The sequence below is a fragment of the Acrocarpospora corrugata genome (assembly GCF_009687845.1).
GTDB classification, from domain to species: Bacteria; Actinomycetota; Actinomycetes; order Streptosporangiales; family Streptosporangiaceae; genus Acrocarpospora; species Acrocarpospora corrugata.
Window position 1 is genome coordinate 329,125 of record NZ_BLAD01000035.1, and the last position, 16,929, is coordinate 346,053.

A 16,929-nucleotide genomic window follows, 5' to 3' on the forward strand; every position below is an offset into this window, starting at 1 on the left:
GCTGAGGCCGCCGACTCCAGGGGCGAAGCCCGTCCGGTCCCGCTGGCCGAGGTGATCGCGTGAAGATCGCCGCCGCCCCGATCTCCTGGGGAGTCTGCGAGGTTCCCGGCTGGGGCTACCAACTAGACCCCGACCGCGTCATCACCGAGATGCGCACCCTCGGCCTCACCGCGACCGAACTCGGCCCCGACGGTTTCCTATCACCCGATATCCTGAAAAATCATGATATGCAGGCTATTGGGGGCTTCGTGCCTGTTGTTCTGCATCGGCCTGGGCATGATCCCCTGCCGGAGCTGAAGGAACTCGTCGGGAATTTCGCGGAGGAGACGGTCGTCGTGCTCGCCGCCGTCACCGGCGAAGACGGCTACGACGCCAAACCCGCGCTCGACGCCGACGGCTGGCGCACCCTGCTCGGCAACCTGGACCGAATCACCGCCGAACTCCCGCGCGCGGTCACCCTCCACCCACACGTCGGCACGATGATCGAAACCGCTGCCGAAGTCCGCCGCGTCCTCGGCGGCAGTCACATCAAGCTCTGCCTCGACACCGGCCACCTCCTCATCGGCGGCACCAACCCCCTAGACCTAGCCCGCGACGAACCCCACCGAATCGCCCACGCCCACCTCAAAGACGTGGACACCTCCCTCGCCACCCAGGTCCAAGCCGGCACCCTCAGCTACACCGAAGCCGTAAAGAACGGCATATATCGCCCCCTAGGCCAGGGCGACGTGGACATCGCCGGCATCATCACCAGCCTCACCGCCGCCGCCTACAACGGCTGGTACGTCATGGAACAGGACGTCATCCTCACCACCGACCCACCCCCAGGCACCGGCCCGATCACCAACGTCCAAACCAGCCTCACCTACCTGCGAGGTCTTTCATGACTGTGATCGCTCTGGTCAACGCGGGTCGTGAGCACACCGGCATCCGGTCTCGGCCCGCGGAGCCGACTGAGGCCGACAAGTCCGTGATCGCTTTGATCGATGCGGGTCGTGAGCACACTTGCCTCCGGTTTCGGCCCGCGGAGCCGACTGTGACCGACAAATCCGTCATCGTTCGGACCAGTGCGGGTCGTGAGCGCATCCCCATCCAGCCTCGGTCGACTATGCAGGCCGAGGCCGACGAATCCGCCGTTGCTCGGACCAATAGGGCCGCGAGCCAACCCTCCCTCGACCTGCGGAGCCGGTTGTGACGGAAGTGCTGACGATGGGCCGCGTCGGAGTGGATATCTATCCCCTTCAGATCGGTGTCTCGCTTCGCGAAGTTGAAACCTTCGGGAAGTATCTGGGGGGTAGTCCGACCAATGTGGCGGTCGCCGCCGCCCGGCTGGGGCGGTCGAGTGCCGTGATCACCAGGACGGGTGCGGATCCGTTCGGGGCGTTCGTCCACGATGCGCTCCGCGAATACGGCGTTGACGATCGGCACGTCAAGTCCGTCGCTCATTTGCCCACGCCGGTGACGTTCTGCGAGATCCATCCTCCGGATCATTTCCCGCTCTACTTCTATCGCTTCCCCAAAGCCCCCGACCTGGAGATCCACCCGGACGAACTGGACCTCGCGGAGATCGCGGCCGCTGACCTGTTCTGGGGGACAGTGACCGGACTGTCCCAGCAGCCGTCCCTCGACGCGCACCACACTGCCTGGGAGGCGCGGAACCGGCGCCGGTTCACCGTCCTCGACCTCGACTACCGGCCGATGTTCTGGAGTGATCTGCACGTGGCCCGGGATCGGGTGCGGGACGCGCTCCGGCAGGTGACCGTCGCCGTGGGCAATCTCGACGAGGTCGAGGTGGCGACCGGCACGCGCGAGCCGTACCGGGCCGGGAAGTTGCTGCTGGCGGCGGGGGCGGAGATCGCGGTGGTCAAGCAGGGCGGGGGTGGGGTGCTGGGGATGACCTCGGATGAGGTGGTCGAGGTGGCGCCGGTGCCGGTCGAGGTGGTCAACGGGCTGGGGGCGGGGGACGCGTTCGGCGGGGCGCTCTGTCATGGGCTGCTGGCGGGGTGGCCGCTGGCCAGGACGCTCAGGTACGCGAACGCGGCCGGGTCCATCGTGGCCGGGCGGCTCGCGTGCGCGCCGGCCATGCCGACCGTCGCGGAGATCGAGTTCGCCCTCGGAGAGGCCGCCCATGCGTGACCAGGACTACCGCGACCTGCTGGAGCTGCGGGCCTGGCAGCCGGAGCGGCTGGCGGAGCTGGCGTCCGTCCGGCGGCGGCGGTCGTTGCGTCCGGACGGGAGGCAGTTGCTGATCATCGCGGCCGATCATCCGGCCCGGGGGATGATCGGGGTGGGGGCGCGGCCGATGGCGATGGCCAGCCGGGCCGACCTGCTCGATCGGCTGGCGACCGCGCTGTCCAGGCCGGGCGTGGACGGGGTACTCGGCACGCCGGACGTGATCGAGGATCTGCTGCTGCTCGGGCTGCTGGACGACAAGATCGTGATCGGCTCGATGAACCGGGGCGGGCTGCAGGGCAGCGTGTTCGAGTTCGACGACCGGTTCACGGCGTACACGGCGGAGGCGATCGCCCGGATGGGGTTCGACGGCGGGAAGATGCTCTGCCGGATCGGGGTGGACGATCGGGCCACCGCGGACACTTTGGAGAGTTGCGCGCGGGCGGTCACCGAGCTGGCCGGGCGGGGGCTGATGGCGATGGTCGAGCCGTTCTGGTCGCGGCTGGTGGACGGCGCGGTGCAGCATGATCTGTCGCCGGACGGGATGATCCGGGCGATCTCGGTGGGTCAGGCGCTCGGCGCGACGTCGGCGCATACCTGGTTGAAGCTGCCGGTGGTGCCGCATATGGAGCAGATCCTGGCGGCGACCACCATGCCGACGCTGCTGCTGGGCGGGGATCCGGTGCACGCACCCGACGAGGTGTACGCGTCGTGGCGCAAGGCGCTGCGGCTGCCGCAGGTGCGGGGGCTGGTGGTGGGGCGGGCGCTGCTCTACCCGCCGGACGACGATGTGGCCGCCGCGGTCGACACGGCGGTGTCCCTGCTGGAGGGGTCATGACGCATATTCCGTTCGGTACGGCCGGGGCGGGGCAGTGGGCGGTGGAGATCACGCCGGAGTCCGCCGGGTGGACCTATTGCGGGCTGCGGATCGCCGACGGCCCGGTGGAGTTCGAGACCGGCGAGGAGGAGATGCTGGTCCTGCCGCTTTCGGGTTCCTTCGACGTGGTCGCGGACGGGGTGAGCGTTTCGCTGCACGGGCGGGAGTCGGTGTTCGCGGCGGTCAGCGACTTCGTTTATGTCCCGATCGGTGCCAAGGTCACGATCACCGGGACCGGCCGGGTCGCGTTGCCGTCCGCTCGGGCCACCCGCCGTTTCCCGGTCCGGTACGGCCCCGCCGCCGACGTTCCCGTCGAAATCCGCGGCTCTGGACAGGCCAGCCGTCAGGTGAACAATTTCTGCGCGCCGGACGCGTTCGCCTGCGACCGGCTGCTGGCTGTCGAGGTGCTGACGCCCGAGGGCAACTGGTCGTCGTACCCGCCGCACAAGCACGACGAACTGTCCGAGCGTGAGGCGGTTCTGGAGGAGATCTACTACTTCGAGGGCGGGCCTGGGTATCAGCGGGTCTACGGCACGCACGAGGTGCTGGCCGAGGTGTCGGCCGGGGATGTGGTGCTCGTTCCGCACGGGTATCACGGGCCTTCGATGGCCGCGCCCGGGTATGACCTGTACTACCTGAATGTTCTGGCCGGTCCCGCCGACGAGCGGTCGATGGTGTGCTGTGATGATCCGCGGCATGCCTGGATCCGGGCGTCGTGGGCCGATCAGGCCGTGGATCCGCGGGTTCCGATGACGAAGGCGGCTCGATGAGACTCACCGTGGCGCAGGCGCTCCTGCGATTCCTGGCGAATCAGTGGTCCGAGCGGGACGGGGTGGAGCGCCGCCTGATCGCGGGCGTGTTCGGGATTTTCGGGCACGGGAATGTCGCGGGGATCGGGCAGGCGCTGGCCGAGCGGGGGGCGGGGACCGGCGACGTGTTGCCGTACTATCTGGCCCGGAACGAGCAGGCCATGGTGCATACGGCGGTTGGGTATGCGCGGACTTTGGATCGGCTGTCCACGTTGGCGTGCACGACCTCGATCGGGCCCGGCGCCACCAATCTGGTCACGGGCGCGGCTCTGGCCACGATCAACCGCATTCCGGTGCTGCTGCTGCCGGGGGACGTGTTCGCGACCAGGGTCGCCAATCCGGTGCTGCAGGAACTGGAGGACCCGCGTTCGTACGATGTGACCGTCAACGACACCCTTCGTCCGGTGTCGCGGTTCTTCGACCGGATCAACCGGCCCGAGCAGCTGCCGTCGGCGCTGCTGGCGGCGATGCGAGTGCTCACCGATCCGGCCGAGACGGGCGCGGTCACGCTCGCGCTGCCGCAGGACGTGCAGGCGGAGGCGTGGGACTGGCCGGAGGAGCTGTTCGCCCGGCGTGTCTGGCATGTCGCCCGGCCGGTGCCGGAACCGGCCGCACTGGAACGGGCGCTCGGCCTGCTCAGAGGTTCGCGGCGACCGCTCATCGTCGCGGGCGGCGGGGTGATCTACAGCGGGGCCTGCGCCGAACTCGCCGATTTCGCTGGCCGGTACGGGATCCCCGTCGCCGAAACCCAGGCGGGCAAGGGATCCCTGCGCCACGACCACCCGTGCAACGTGGGCGCGATCGGCCACACCGGAACGGCCGCCGCCAACGCCCTCGCGCGCGAAGCCGACCTGGTCGTCGGCATCGGCACCCGCTACAGCGACTTCACCACCGCCTCCCGGACGCTGTTCGGCCAGGCCAGGTTCCTGAACGTGAACGTGGCCGCCTTCGACGCCGCCAAGCACGCGGGCACGATGCTGGTCGCGGACGCGCGGGAGGCGCTTCGAGAGCTTCGCCCGGATGGCTGGCGTGCTTCGTGGGGGTTCGAGCGTCCTGAGCGTGCCGTGCTGACGGGGTTCACGCAGGCGGTGGTGCTGGACGTGGTGAACGACGCGGCGGGGGAGGACGGCGTCGTCGTCAACGCGGCCGGGTCGATGCCCGGAGATCTGCATCGGCAGTGGCGGGCGGCCGGGCCGCACTCGTATCACGTCGAGTACGGGTACTCGTGCATGGGCTACGAGATCGCGGGCGGTCTGGGGGTGAAGCTGGCCGCGCCGGAGCGTGAGGTGTTCGTGCTGGTGGGGGACGGGTCGTACCTGATGATGGCGCAGGAGATCGCGACCTCGGTCCAGGAGGGTGTGAAGCTTGTCGTGGTGCTGGTCGACAACCAGGGGTTCGCGTCGATTGGGGGGCTTTCCGAGGCGGTGGGGGCGCAGCGCCTGGGGACGTCCTACCGGATGCGCGGGCCTTCCGGCGGGCTGGACGGGGAGCCGCTTCCGGTCGATCTGGCGGCCAACGCGGCCAGTTTGGGGGCGGATGTTCTGCGCGCGGGTGATCGCGATGAACTGGTCTCCGCGCTGGCCAAGGCCAGGGAGGCGAACCGCACGACCGTCGTCTATGTCCGGCCTGAGCCCGGGTCCGGTGCGGAGGCAAGCGCTTGGTGGGATGTGCCGGTCGCGGAGGTCGCCGAGAACCCGGAGTCCCGCGCGGCGAGAAGACGATACGAGGCGGCCAAGCGGGAGCAGCGCGACTACCTGTGAGAATCCGGGTGCAGCGCGACTAGCCATGAGCAGCGCGGCTACCTGTGAGAACCCGGGTGCAGCGCGGCTATCGGTGGATGCGCGCTTCGGCCTCGGCCCAGTCCTCGCCGCGCGGTTCGTAGTAAGTCAGGTTCTGCGTCGCCGCCACCAGGGCTCGCATTTCGGGCAGGCCGCCGATCTCGCCGGCCGCTCGCGCCTGAACGAGGACGTTGCCGAGCGCGGTGGCCTCGGTCGGGCCCGCCACCACGGGCAGCCCGCACGCGTCGGCGGTCAGCTGGCACAGCAGCGCGTTCCGGCTGCCACCCCCGACCAGGTGAATAGTGTTCACCCGCTGCCCGGAGAGCTCGATCGCCTGACGTATCGCCATTCGATGCCCGAGGGCCAGGCTCTCCAGCACACATCTCACGAAACCCGGCAGATCCCCGGGCGGTTCCTGGCCGGTCCGGCGGCACTCCGCCGCAATCCGGGCGGGCATATCGCCCGGCGGGAGAAATATCGGCGTATCGGGGTTCACGAGCGCGGCGAACGGGGGAGCCTGCGCGGCGGCGGCGAGCAGTGGCCCCAGCTCTGGCTGACCCCAGGCCCGCAGCGACTCCTGCAGCAGCCACAACCCCATGACATTCCGCAGATACCGCACAGTCCCGTCTATCCCCGCTTCGTTCGTGAACCCGGCCTCGCGGCTCTCCGCCGTGAGCACGGGCACCCGCAACTCCACCCCCGCCAGCGACCACGTCCCACACGAGATATACGCAAAATCCGGATATGTCGTAGGAACCGCGGCTACGGCTGACGCCGTGTCGTGTGACGCGACCGCCGTCACCGTACCCGCCCACCCGATGTCCTCGGCCACCTCCGGACGAAGCCGCTCGGAATCCCCCGGCACCCGCAAAGGCGGCAGAAGCCCCGGCGGCAGCCCAAGCCGATCCATCAGCGGATACGCCCAGTTCTGAGTCCGTACGTCCAGCAGCCCGGTGGTCGACGCGTTGGTCAGCTCGGCCCCGATCTCACCCGTGAGCCAGTAACTCAGCAGGTCGGGAATGAGCAGCATCGTCTCGGCATCCGCCAGCTGATCGGCCAGCAACTGGTAGACCGTGTTGAACGGCAGAAACTGCAATCCGGATATGTCGTACATATCCGCAGATCCGATGTCGGCGAGCACCCGTTCCCGCACGCCGGTGGTCCTGGCGTCCCGGTAGTGCACCGGGTTTCCGATCAGTGCCCCCCGGGCGTCGATCAGGCCGTAGTCGATGGCCCAGGAGTCGATTCCGATCGAACGCGCGGGTCCCGCCAGGCGCAAGCCGTACAGGATCTCGCGGTGCAGACCGAGAATGTCCCAGTGCAGCGTGTCGTGCACGCGCACCGGCCCGTTCGCGAATCGGTGTGTTTCGGTCAGGCTCAGGCCGTCACCGAGCTCGCCGACCATGACCCGGCCGCTGGACGCGCCCAGGTCGACGGCCGCGAACCGGCTCACCGGGTGGACTCCCGGACCACCAGCTCCGGCTGGAACATGATCTGCTGATGCGCGTGCGTGCCCGGATGGTCGCATTCATCCAGAAGCAACTCCGTCGCCACCCGTCCCAGCTGATGCGTCGGCTGCCGGATCGAGCTCAGCGACACCGCCGACGCGGCCACGAAATCGATGTCGTCATAGCCGATCAGCGCCACGTCCTCCGGCACCCGGATACCCGCGTGCATCAGCCCGCGCAGCACGCCCAGGGCCAGTAAATCGTTCGCACAGAAGATCGCGTCCGGCAGCTCTCCCTCCGCGATCATCTTGGCCGCCGCCTCCTGCCCGGCCCGGGGCGTCATCGCGGGCATCTCGGTCACCCGCAGCGGCACCGCCCCGCCCAGCGCGCGCTCGGCCCCGGTCCGGCGGTCGATGCACTGGCGGATGGTGAGCGGGCCGGTGACGTACCCGATCGAGGTCGCGCCGCCGGCGCGCAGGTGATTGACGGCAGTGGTGCCGCCGACGATGTCGTTGACCGCGACCGAGCACTGGTCGGGGCGGTGCGCGGGATGGTCGACCAGGACCACGCTGATGCCGCGCTCGCGCAGCCGGTCCAGCCGGGTCGGATCCTCGTCCGACGGGGTGATCAGCACGCCGCGCACCCGCTGCTCGGCCAGCACCAGCAGGTTGCGCTCCTCCTTCGTCCGCGAACCCGCCGAATTGCAGAGAATCACCGCGTACCCGAGCTCGCTGGCGACCTCCTCGACCCCCGCGGTGACATCGGTGAAGAACGGGTTGCCGATGTCGATCACCGACAGGCCGATGGTCTTGCTGTGCCCGGCCCGCAGGGTCGACGCGGAACCGTGCCGGACGAATCCGAGCTCCCGGACGGCCGCCTCGACCTTGGCCCTGGTCTCCGCCGACACCTTCTCCGGCCGGTTGAGCACGTTCGAGACGGTGCCCGGCGACACGCCGGCGCGCTGGGCGACGTCCCTGATGCCCACGGGGCTCTGCATAAGGGTTGATTAAAACGTAATAACCGTACTTCAGGCAAGAACGGCCCCTGGTGAGGTGGGTTGTGGCCGGGGAAATGGCACGTTCATCGGCTATTGACGGTCCCGAAACAGTGACCTACTCTCCCCACAACTTTGAAACGTTTTTCTACGTCGGGAGGGTGCATGGCCGACTCGCCGCCGCCCGTGCTGGCGCTCCGAGAGGTCAGCAAGTCCTTCGGCGCGGTACGCGCGCTGCGTGAGGTCTCCCTGTCGTTGATCGCGGGAGAGGCCCTCGCGCTGGCGGGCGAGAACGGCGCCGGCAAATCCACCCTGGTGAAGATCCTCTCCGGCGTGCACCGGCCGGACGCGGGCCGGCTCCTGCTGGACGGCGAGCCCGTCGAGTTCCACGGCCCCGCCGACGCACAGGCCGCCGGGGTGGCGGTGATCTACCAGGAGCCGACGCTCTTCCCCGACCTGACGGTGGCCGAGAACATCTTCATGGGCCGCCAGCCGCGCGGCAGGCTGGGCCGGATCGATCGGCGGGCCATGCGCGCCCAGGCCGCAGCCCTGTTCACCCGGCTCGGCGTGCCGCTCGACCCCGAGCAGCCCGCGCGCGGCCTGTCCATCGCCGACCAGCAGCTGGTCGAGATCGCGAAGGCGCTGTCCCGGGACGCGCGCGTGCTGATCATGGACGAGCCGACCGCCGCGCTCTCCGGCAACGAGGTCACCCGCCTGTTCGGGGTGGCGCGCTCGCTGCGCGAGCAGGGCTGCGCGGTGCTGTTCATCTCGCACCGGCTCGACGAGATCTTCGACCTCTGCCAGCGGGTCACCACGCTCCGCGACGGCGGCCACGTCGCCGACGACCGGATCGCCGACATCATTCCCGACGACCTGGTCCGGCGCATGGTCGGCCGGGAACTCGGCGCGCTCTTCCCCAAACAGGACGCCGTCCCCGGCGAGGTGGCGCTCCAGGTGCGGCGGCTGACCCGCGAAGGCGTCTTCACCGACGTCTCCTTCGAGGTCCGGCGCGGCGAGATCGTCGCCCTGGCCGGCCTGGTCGGCGCGGGCCGCAGCGAGGTCGCCCGCGCGGTCTTCGGCGTCGACCGCTGGGACGCCGGCTCCGTCCAGGTCGGCGGACGCGCCCTGCGCCCCGGCAGCCCGGCCGCCTCGATGGCCCTCGGCCTGGCCCTGGTCCCGGAGGACCGCCGCCAGCAGGGACTGGTCATGGAACTGTCGATCGAGCGCAACATCGCCCTGGCCGGTCTCGCCGAAGTACGGCACGGCCCGCTGATCTCCCGCGCCGCCGAACGCGTCCGGGCCGCCGACTGGGCGCAGCGGCTCCAGCTCAGGCACCGCAGCCTCGCCGACGCCGTGGACGTGCTCTCCGGCGGCAACCAGCAGAAGGTCGTTTTGGCGAAGTGGCTGGCCAGGCAGCCGTCCGTGCTCATCGTGGACGAACCGACGCGGGGGATCGACGTCGCCACGAAAGCCGAGGTGCACCGGCTGCTGTCCGAACTGGCCGTCGGCGGGATCGCGGTGCTGATGATCTCCTCAGAACTGCCCGAGGTGCTCGGCATGGCGGACCGGGTGCTGGTCATGCGCGAAGGACGCCTGGTCGCGGAGATCCCGCGCGGGACGGCGACCGAGGAGACGGTCATGGCCGCGGCCACCGGCATCGGAGGGGGAGGAGCGTGACCATCACCGCCAAACGCCCGGGAGCCACCCTCCGCGACAGCGGCCGGGGGCTCGTCGAACGGGTGGCCCGGGTCCGCGAACTCGGCATCGTGGTCGCGCTGGCCGTGCTGTTCGGCGTGACCGGAGCGGTCAATCCGGAGTTCCTGGGGCTGGACAGCCTGCGCGACATCCTGCTCAACTCCGCCATCATCGCGATGCTGGCGGTCGGCCAGACCCTCGTGGTGATCACCAGGAATGTGGATCTGTCGGTCAGTTCGGTGGTCGGACTGTCGGCGTTCGGGGGCGCGCTCGTCCTCGCCGACAATCCCGGCCTGCCGATCGTGGTGGTCATCGCCGGATGCGTCCTGCTCGGCGCGGCCTGCGGCGCGATCAACGGCCTGCTCGTCGGAGCCGCCAAAGTGCCAGCCCTGGTCGCCACTCTGGGCACGTTGTACGCCTTCCGCGGCATCGATTACGCCTGGGCGGGCGGCAGGCAGGTCAACGCGGCCGACATGCCCGACTCGTTCCTGTCCCTCGGCTCCCGGCCGGTGCTGGGCGTTCCGCTGCTCGCGCTGGCCGCGATCGCGGTGCTGCTGGCGGTCGGCTGGATGCTGCGCAACCTGCGCTCCGGCCGCGAACTGTACGCGATCGGGTCCAACCCGGCGGCAGCCGTACTGGCCGGAATTCCGGTACGGAAACGCGTCATCACCGCCTTCGTCGCCAGCGGCGCCCTGGCCGGACTGGCCGGCGCCATGTGGGCGGCCAGATTCGGCACCGTCGACGCCGCCGCGGCCACCGGCAAGGAACTCGACGTCATCGCCGCCGTCGTCGTCGGGGGCGTGGCCATCTTCGGCGGCAGCGGCACCGTGTACGGCGCGGCCCTCGGCGCCCTGCTGCTCACCGGCATCAGCAGCGCGCTGGCCGTGCTCCGGGTGGACGCACTCGCCCAGACCGCCATCAACGGGGCGCTGATCATCGCCGCCATCGTCCTGGACCGGCTCCTCGCGCTGCGCGTGGCCGCCGCGCTCCGCCGAAGGAGGTACCGCGATGCCCGCTGACCGTTTCTCCCTGCTGCGCCGGTGGGAAGGCCTCATCCTGATCCTGCTCGTCGCGGTGACGACCTGGGCGTCGCTCGGGGTGGACGGGTTCGCCAACAGCTCCAACGTGTCGTTCCTGCTGCTGGACGTGACCGAGATCGCCCTGATGGCGCTCACCATGACCCTGGTCATCGTCGCCGCCGAGATCGACCTGTCGGTGGCCTCCACGCTCGGGCTGTCCTGCGCGGTGCTCGGGTGGCTGTGGAACGCGGGGCTGCCGATCGAGGCGATCATGCCGATCTGCCTGGTCGCCGGGGCGCTGTGCGGCGCACTCAACGGCTTCCTGGTGACCAGGCTCGGCCTGCCGTCGCTGGCCGTCACGATCGGCACCTTCGCCCTCTATCGCGGCCTGGCCTACGTGATCCTCGGCGACCAGGCCGTGGCCGATCTGCCGCCCGCCTACACCAGCCTGGCCACGGCCACGCTCGGCCCGATCCCGGTGGTGACCCTGCTGGTCGCGGTGCTCGCCGTGCTGTTCGTGGTGATCCTGCACGCCACCGCCCTCGGCCGCGCCATCGTCGCCCTCGGCTCCAACGAGGAAGCCGCCTACTTCGCCGGAATCCGGGTCAAACGCATCCGGTTCTGGCTGTTCGTCGCCTCCGGCGCGATGGCCGCGCTCGCCTCCCTCGTCTTCACCTTCCGGTACGCCTCCGCCCGGGCCGACAACGGCGGCGGCCTCGAACTGGCCGTGATCGCGGCCGTCCTGCTCGGCGGCGTGTCGATCTTCGGCGGGCGTGGCACCCTGCCCGGCGTGCTGGCGGCGGTGCTGCTCCTCGGCGTGGTGCGCAACGCGCTCATCCTGGCCGACGTGGCCAACGAAGTCCTCAATTTCGTGACGGGCCTGCTGCTCGTCGCGTCCGTGCTGGCGCCGAATCTCGGGGCGGTCTGGCGGCGCCGTACCTCACCTCCACTCGAAGGTTCACTCGAAGGGAAATCGGCACTATGACAACGATGTGGCGTCCCATTGCGCTCTTCGCCGGTCTCGCCCTGCTGGCCAGCGCCTGCGGCGGGACAACCAGGGACGATGTGGCCCAGCAGGCGTCCGCGTCGGCCGCCGCGCCCGCCTCCTCGGCGGCCGCGGACCCGAACGCCCCCCTCAAAGCCGGATTGAAGATCGCGTTCCTTCCCAAGCAGGTCAACAACCCCTATTTCACGATCGCTGACGCCGGCGGCATCGAAGCCGCCAAGGAGTTCGGCGGCGAAGGCAAGGAAGTCGGGCCGTCCGAGGCCAGCGCCTCCTCCCAGGTCTCCTACATCAACACCCTGATCCAGCAGAAACAGGACGCCATCGTCATCTCCGCCAACGACCCCAACGCCGTCGTGCCCGCGCTCAAGCAGGCCAAGGACGCCGGGATCAAGGTCGTCAGCTACGACTCCGACACCGCGCCGGAAGGCCGCGACCTGTTCGTCAACCAGGCGAGCGCCGAAGACCTCGGCCGCACCGAAGTCCAGCTCCTCGCCGAGCAGATCGGCCACAAGGGCAAGATCGCCATCCTGTCGGCCACCCCGAACGCGACCAACCAGAACACCTGGATCGAGTTCATGAAGGACGAGCTGACCAAACCCGAATACAAGGACATGGAACTGGTCAAGGTCGCCTACGGCAACGACGAGGACCAGAAGTCCTTCACCGAGACGCAGGGACTGCTCCGCGCCTACCCCGACCTGGCCGGCATCATCTCCCCGACCACCGTCGGCATCGCCGCCGCCGCCCGCTACCTGTCCGACTCCAAGTTCAAGGGCAAGGTCAAGCTGACCGGCCTCGGCACCCCCAACCAGCTGCGCAAATTCGTCAAGGACGGCACCATCGACGGCTTCGAGCTGTGGAGCCCAGGCGACCTCGGCTACCTCGCCTGCTACGCCGCCGCCGCGCTCGCCTCCGGCCAGATCACCGGCGCAGAAGGCGACACGTTCAAGGCCGGCAAACTCGGCGAATACACCGTCGGCGCCAAGGGCGAAGTCCTGCTCGGCAAACCGACCGTGTTCACCAAGGACAACATCGACGACTTCGACTTCTGACGGCCGGCGATGGAACGCGTCTGCTTCCTGCTGAAGGTGCGGCCGGAACAGCTGGCCGAATACCGGCGGCGCCACGCCACCGTGTGGCCCGAGATGCTCGACGCGCTCCGGGCCACCGGCTGGCGAAACTACTCGCTCTTCCTCCGCGACGACGGCCTGCTGGTCGGCTACCTGGAGACCGACGACTTCGCGCGGGCCCGCGCGGGGATGGCGGCCACCGAGGTCAACGCCCGCTGGCAGGCCGAGATGGCGCCCTACTTCGAAGCACTCGACGGGCGGCCCGACGAGGACATGCGACCACTGACCGAGGTGTTCCACCTTGACTGAATCGGGGACGACTGTGGACGTTAAGGCTCTCCTGCGAGCTCAGCACATTGAGACGCCGTCGTGGGCTTTTGGGAATTCGGGCACCCGGTTCAAGGTGTTCGCCCAGCGTGGGGTGCCGCGCGATCCGTACGAGAAGCTTGCCGACGCGGCGCAGGTGCACCGGTTCACCGGCGTCGCGCCCACGGTCGCCCTGCACATCCCGTGGGATCGCGTCGACGACTACGCCGACCTGGCGCGGCACGCCCGCGACGTCGGCGTGGGCATCGGCGCGATCAACTCCAACGTGTTCCAGGACGACGACTACATGCTCGGCAGCGTCACCCACCCCGACGCGGGGGTCCGCCGCAAAGCGATCGGGCATCTGCTCGAATGTGTCGACATCATGGACGCGACCGGCTCCGGCACGCTCAAACTGTGGTTCTCCGACGGCATCAACTACCCCGGCCAGGACGACATCCGGGCCCGCCAGGATCGGCTCGCCGACGCGCTTTCCGAGGTGTATGCGCGGCTTGGGCCGTCGCAGCGGTTCCTGCTCGAATACAAGCTCTTCGAGCCCGCCTTCTACGTCACCGACGTTCCCGACTGGGGGACCGCTTATGCCCACTGCCTCCGTCTCGGCCCGCAGGCCCAGGTCGTCGTGGACACCGGGCACCACGCCCCCGGAACCAACATCGAGTTCATCGTCGCGTTCTTGCTCCGCGAGGGGAAACTGGGCGGCTTCGACTTCAACTCCCGCTTCTACGCCGACGACGACCTGATGGTCGGCGCCGCCGACCCGTTCCAGCTCTTCCGGATCATGTACGAGGTGATCCGCGGGGGCGGGTACGGGCCAGATGTCGCCTTCATGCTCGACCAGTGCCACAACATCGAACCCAAGATCCCCGGCCAGATCCGGTCGGTCATGAACGTCCAGGAAGCCACCGCGAAGGCCCTCCTGGTGGACCGGGCCGCCCTCGGCGACGCGCAGTCCTCGGGTGACGTGCTCGGTGCCAACGCCGTCCTGATGGACGCTTACAACACAGATGTCCGTCCCCTTCTGGGTGAACTTCGGGAGGAGATGTCCCTCGCCCCCGACCCCATGAAGGCGTACGCGGCCTCCGGCTACGCGGAGAAGATAGTCGCGGAGCGGGTGGGGGGAGCTCAGGCGGGCTGGGGTGCCTGACCCTCTTTCCCGCGGTCTGGGTAGCGCGGGAAGGCGTAGATCTTGCGTGCTTGATCTTCTTGCGCGCGGATGGGTGGGACGAAAAGGCGTAGATCATGCGTGCCTGATCTTCTTGCGCGCGGATGGGCGGGGGTGCCGGGAGATCTGCGAGCAGAGGCACAGGGGCCTTCTGCACCCGGCGGCCCGCGCGGAGCCGCGCCGGTGGCGCGCCGAGGTGGAGCACATCGCCGAGGGGCTGGACGCCATGCGTGGATGAGCGGGATGCGCCTGGAGATCGGCGAGCAGATCCTCCGGTGCGCGGATGAGTGGGGTCGGTGCCACTCATCCGCGCACAGGCGGACCTGGTGCACACCGCGAAAAGAGATCGGGCCCTCAGGTCGGTGCCACTCATTTGCGCACAGGCGGACATGTGCGTGATGTCATCTATTTGATGAGCAGTGAGGAAATGTGATGGACCTTGTCGTCGAGGAATTGCTTGGACGAGCCCACGCGCTGGGGGCGGACCCACGCAATACGAACTACGCCGGGGGGAACGTCTCCGCCAAGGGGGAGGCGGTTGATCCCGTCACCGGCGGCGACGTCGAGTTGATGTGGGTCAAAGGGTCAGGGGGCGACCTGGGGACGCTGACGGAAGCCGGGCTGGCCGTGCTGCGGCTCGATCGGCTCCGGGCGCTGGCCGGGGTGTATCCCGGGGTCGAGCGTGAGGACGAGATGGTCGGCGCCTTCGACTTCTGCCGGCACGGTCTCGGCGGGGCGGCCCCGTCGATCGACACGGCGATGCACGGGCTGGTGGACGCCGCGCACATCGATCACCTGCATCCCGACGCGGGGATCGCCATCGCGGCCGCCGCCGACGGCCCAGCCCTGACTCGGGCGATCTTCGGTAACCGGGTGGTCTGGGTGCCGTGGCGACGCCCCGGATTCCAGCTCGGGCTGGACATCGCCGCCGTACGCCGCGACAACCCCGAGGTTATCGGCGTCATCCTCGGCGGCCACGGCATCACGGCCTGGGGCGACACGTCCGCCGAGTGCGAGAACCACTCCCTGGAGATCATCCAGACCGCCAGCACATATCTGACCCAGCACGGCAGACCCGAACCCTTCGGTCCCACGCTCTTCGACCCCCTCCCCGACGCGGCCAGACGCGAACGCGCGGCCGCGTTGTTCCCGCTGGTCAGAGGCCTGGCCAGCACCGACGCCTCGATGGTAGGCCACTACACCGACAGTTCCGAGGTCCTCGACTTCCTGTCCCGCGCGGAACACCCGCGCCTGGCCGCCCTGGGCACCTCCTGCCCCGACCACTTCCTCCGGACCAAGGTCTCCCCCCTGGTCCTGGACCTGCCCCCCGACGCACCTCTCGACGACGCGATCGCCCGCCTGCGCGAGCTGCACGCCTCCTACCGGGACGACTACGCCGCCTACTACCACCGCTACGCGACCCCGGACTCCCCGGCGATGCGCGGCGCGGACCCCGCCATCGTCCTGATCCCCGGCGTCGGCATGTTCTCCTTCGGCCGCGACAAGCAGACCGCCCGCGTCGCCGGCGAGTTCTACCTCAACGCCGTCAACGTCATGCGCGGCGCCGAATCCGTCTCCTCCTACGCCCCGATCGAGGAGTCGGAGAAGTTCCGGATCGAATACTGGGACCTCGAAGAGGCCAAACTCCGCCGGATACCCCCGCCCCGGCCGCTCGCCACCAGAATCGCCTTCGTCACCGGCGGCGGCTCCGGCATCGGCGCCGCCACCGCCCGCCGCCTCTCCGCCGAGGGCGCCTGCGTCGTCATCGCCGACCGCGACCTGGCCGCCGCCGAGAAACTCGCCGCCGAACTCGGCGAATCCGCCGTCGCCGTCCCCGTCGACGTGACCTCGGAGGATCAGATCCGCACCGCCGTCAGTACGGCCGTCCTCGCCTTCGGCGGCATCGACCTGGTGGTCAACAACGCCGGCCTCTCCCTGTCCAGCTCCCTCCTGGACACCACCGCCGCCGACTGGGACCTCCAGCACCGGGTGATGCCCCGGGGTTCCTTCCTCGTCTCCCGCGAAACCGCCCGCGTCATGATCACCCAAGCCATGGGCGGCGACATCGTCTACATCTCCTCCAAGAACGCCGTGTTCGCCGGCCCCAGCAACCTCGCGTACGGCGCCGCCAAAGCCGACCAGGCCCACCAGGTACGCCTCCTCGCCGCCGAACTCGGAGAACACTCCATCCGCGTCAACGGCGTCAACCCCGACGGCGTGGTCCGCGGCTCCGGCATCTTCGCCGCCGGCTGGGGCGCCAACCGCGCGGCCGTCTACGGCGTCCCCGAAGAACGCCTGGGCGAGTACTACGCCCAGCGAACCCTCCTCAAGAAGGAAGTCCTCCCAGAACACGTAGCCCAGGCCGTCTACCTCCTCACCCAACTCACCCACACCACCGGCCTCCACATCCCCGTAGACGCCGGAATCGCCGCGGCCTTCCTCCGTTGAGATCCTGTGCCGGCCGCCACGTCCTTCATCTCCTGGCGCAGGCCGGAGGATCCGTGGCATTCCTCCGCTGCCTCCCTCGCGGACATCGTCATCGTCGCGGCCTGCGAGGCTGGAACCATGTGGA

14 protein-coding genes are annotated in these 16,929 nt (G+C 69.3%); 12 read left to right on the forward strand and 2 right to left on the reverse strand.

Going from position 1 to position 16,929, the window contains the following annotated elements; all coding sequences use genetic code 11:
• The first annotated feature begins 59 nt into the window (after nucleotides 1-59).
• The 5 genes from Acor_RS01505 (at nucleotide 60) to iolD (ending at nucleotide 5,618) form a co-directional block, all read left to right on the forward strand.
• On the forward strand, nucleotides 60-887 hold the full coding sequence (locus Acor_RS01505; protein ID WP_218034069.1) for a sugar phosphate isomerase/epimerase family protein: 828 nt from the start codon (nucleotides 60-62) through the stop codon (nucleotides 885-887).
• Between the two features lie 304 nt (nucleotides 888-1,191).
• Nucleotides 1,192-2,136, forward strand: coding sequence for a 5-dehydro-2-deoxygluconokinase (iolC, locus tag Acor_RS01510; protein WP_218034070.1), 945 nt, complete (start codon nucleotides 1,192-1,194; stop codon nucleotides 2,134-2,136).
• Nucleotides 2,129-3,010: a Cgl0159 family (beta/alpha)8-fold protein gene (locus tag Acor_RS01515; RefSeq protein ID WP_155334646.1), complete on the forward strand. Its 882-nt coding sequence runs from the start codon at nucleotides 2,129-2,131 to the stop codon at nucleotides 3,008-3,010. Before iolC ends, Acor_RS01515 begins: the two co-directional genes overlap by 8 nt.
• Nucleotides 3,007-3,819 carry a 5-deoxy-glucuronate isomerase gene (gene iolB, locus Acor_RS01520; RefSeq protein ID WP_155334647.1) on the forward strand — a complete coding sequence of 271 codons (813 nt, stop codon included), beginning with the start codon at nucleotides 3,007-3,009 and terminating at the stop codon, nucleotides 3,817-3,819. The genes Acor_RS01515 and iolB overlap by 4 nt, the downstream gene beginning before the upstream one ends.
• Nucleotides 3,816-5,618, forward strand: a complete 1,803-nt coding sequence (gene iolD / locus Acor_RS01525; RefSeq protein WP_155334648.1) for a 3D-(3,5/4)-trihydroxycyclohexane-1,2-dione acylhydrolase (decyclizing) — start codon at nucleotides 3,816-3,818, stop codon at nucleotides 5,616-5,618. The genes iolB and iolD overlap by 4 nt, the downstream gene beginning before the upstream one ends.
• Before the next feature lie 67 nt (nucleotides 5,619-5,685).
• Here iolD and Acor_RS01530 read toward each other — a convergent pair whose 3' ends face one another.
• Together Acor_RS01530 and Acor_RS01535 are read right to left on the reverse strand one after the other, a co-directional pair.
• A complete protein-coding gene (locus Acor_RS01530) occupies nucleotides 5,686-7,041 on the reverse strand; it encodes a rhamnulokinase (RefSeq protein ID WP_246238349.1) in 1,356 nt (451 codons plus the stop codon).
• A 44-nt stretch (nucleotides 7,042-7,085) separates the two neighbouring features.
• On the reverse strand, nucleotides 7,086-8,069 hold the full coding sequence (locus Acor_RS01535; protein ID WP_308805616.1) for a LacI family DNA-binding transcriptional regulator: 984 nt from the start codon (nucleotides 8,067-8,069) through the stop codon (nucleotides 7,086-7,088).
• A gap of 174 nt (nucleotides 8,070-8,243) precedes the next feature.
• Here Acor_RS01535 and Acor_RS01540 point away from each other — a divergent pair, with 174 nt between their 5' ends.
• The 7 genes from Acor_RS01540 (at nucleotide 8,244) to Acor_RS01570 (ending at nucleotide 16,805) form a co-directional block, all read left to right on the forward strand.
• A complete protein-coding gene (locus tag Acor_RS01540; RefSeq protein ID WP_155334651.1) occupies nucleotides 8,244-9,755 on the forward strand; it encodes a sugar ABC transporter ATP-binding protein in 1,512 nt (503 codons plus the stop codon).
• Nucleotides 9,752-10,792 carry an ABC transporter permease gene (locus tag Acor_RS01545; protein WP_155334652.1) on the forward strand — a complete coding sequence of 347 codons (1,041 nt, stop codon included), beginning with the start codon at nucleotides 9,752-9,754 and terminating at the stop codon, nucleotides 10,790-10,792. The genes Acor_RS01540 and Acor_RS01545 overlap by 4 nt, the downstream gene beginning before the upstream one ends.
• Nucleotides 10,782-11,777 (forward strand): ABC transporter permease, encoded by a 996-nt coding sequence (locus Acor_RS01550; RefSeq protein WP_155334653.1) that lies wholly within the window; start codon nucleotides 10,782-10,784, stop codon nucleotides 11,775-11,777. The genes Acor_RS01545 and Acor_RS01550 overlap by 11 nt, the downstream gene beginning before the upstream one ends.
• 5 nt (nucleotides 11,778-11,782) lie before the next feature.
• Nucleotides 11,783-12,850, forward strand: coding sequence for a rhamnose ABC transporter substrate-binding protein (rhaS, locus tag Acor_RS01555; RefSeq protein WP_246238339.1), 1,068 nt, complete (start codon nucleotides 11,783-11,785; stop codon nucleotides 12,848-12,850).
• Between the two features lie 9 nt (nucleotides 12,851-12,859).
• Nucleotides 12,860-13,177: an L-rhamnose mutarotase gene (locus tag Acor_RS01560; protein WP_155334655.1), complete on the forward strand. Its 318-nt coding sequence runs from the start codon at nucleotides 12,860-12,862 to the stop codon at nucleotides 13,175-13,177.
• Between the two features lie 13 nt (nucleotides 13,178-13,190).
• The gene (gene rhaI / locus Acor_RS01565; protein ID WP_155334656.1) at nucleotides 13,191-14,339 is read left to right on the forward strand and encodes an L-rhamnose isomerase; all 1,149 of its coding nucleotides are present in this window, start codon (nucleotides 13,191-13,193) and stop codon (nucleotides 14,337-14,339) included.
• Nucleotides 14,340-14,789: 450 nt separating this feature from the next.
• Nucleotides 14,790-16,805, forward strand: a complete 2,016-nt coding sequence (locus tag Acor_RS01570) for a bifunctional aldolase/short-chain dehydrogenase (protein ID WP_155334657.1) — start codon at nucleotides 14,790-14,792, stop codon at nucleotides 16,803-16,805.
• The last annotated feature ends 124 nt before the right edge of the window (nucleotides 16,806-16,929 follow it).

What these genes read in the sequence shown, in the direction of transcription:
- Acor_RS01515 (WP_155334646.1), top strand. Translation starts at nt 2,129, where the DNA reads ATGCGTGACCAGGACTACCGCGACCTGCTGGAGCTGCGGGCCTGGCAG.
- iolB (WP_155334647.1), top strand. Translation starts at nt 3,007, where the DNA reads ATGACGCATATTCCGTTCGGTACGGCCGGGGCGGGGCAGTGGGCGGTG.
- iolD (WP_155334648.1), top strand. Translation starts at nt 3,816, where the DNA reads ATGAGACTCACCGTGGCGCAGGCGCTCCTGCGATTCCTGGCGAATCAG.
- Acor_RS01530 (WP_246238349.1), bottom strand. Translation starts at nt 7,041, where the DNA reads ATGGTCGGCGAGCTCGGTGACGGCCTGAGCCTGACCGAAACACACCGA.
- Acor_RS01540 (WP_155334651.1), top strand. Translation starts at nt 8,244, where the DNA reads ATGGCCGACTCGCCGCCGCCCGTGCTGGCGCTCCGAGAGGTCAGCAAG.
- Acor_RS01550 (WP_155334653.1), top strand. Translation starts at nt 10,782, where the DNA reads ATGCCCGCTGACCGTTTCTCCCTGCTGCGCCGGTGGGAAGGCCTCATC.
- rhaS (WP_246238339.1), top strand. Translation starts at nt 11,783, where the DNA reads ATGTGGCGTCCCATTGCGCTCTTCGCCGGTCTCGCCCTGCTGGCCAGC.
- Acor_RS01560 (WP_155334655.1), top strand. Translation starts at nt 12,860, where the DNA reads ATGGAACGCGTCTGCTTCCTGCTGAAGGTGCGGCCGGAACAGCTGGCC.
- Acor_RS01570 (WP_155334657.1), top strand. Translation starts at nt 14,790, where the DNA reads ATGGACCTTGTCGTCGAGGAATTGCTTGGACGAGCCCACGCGCTGGGG.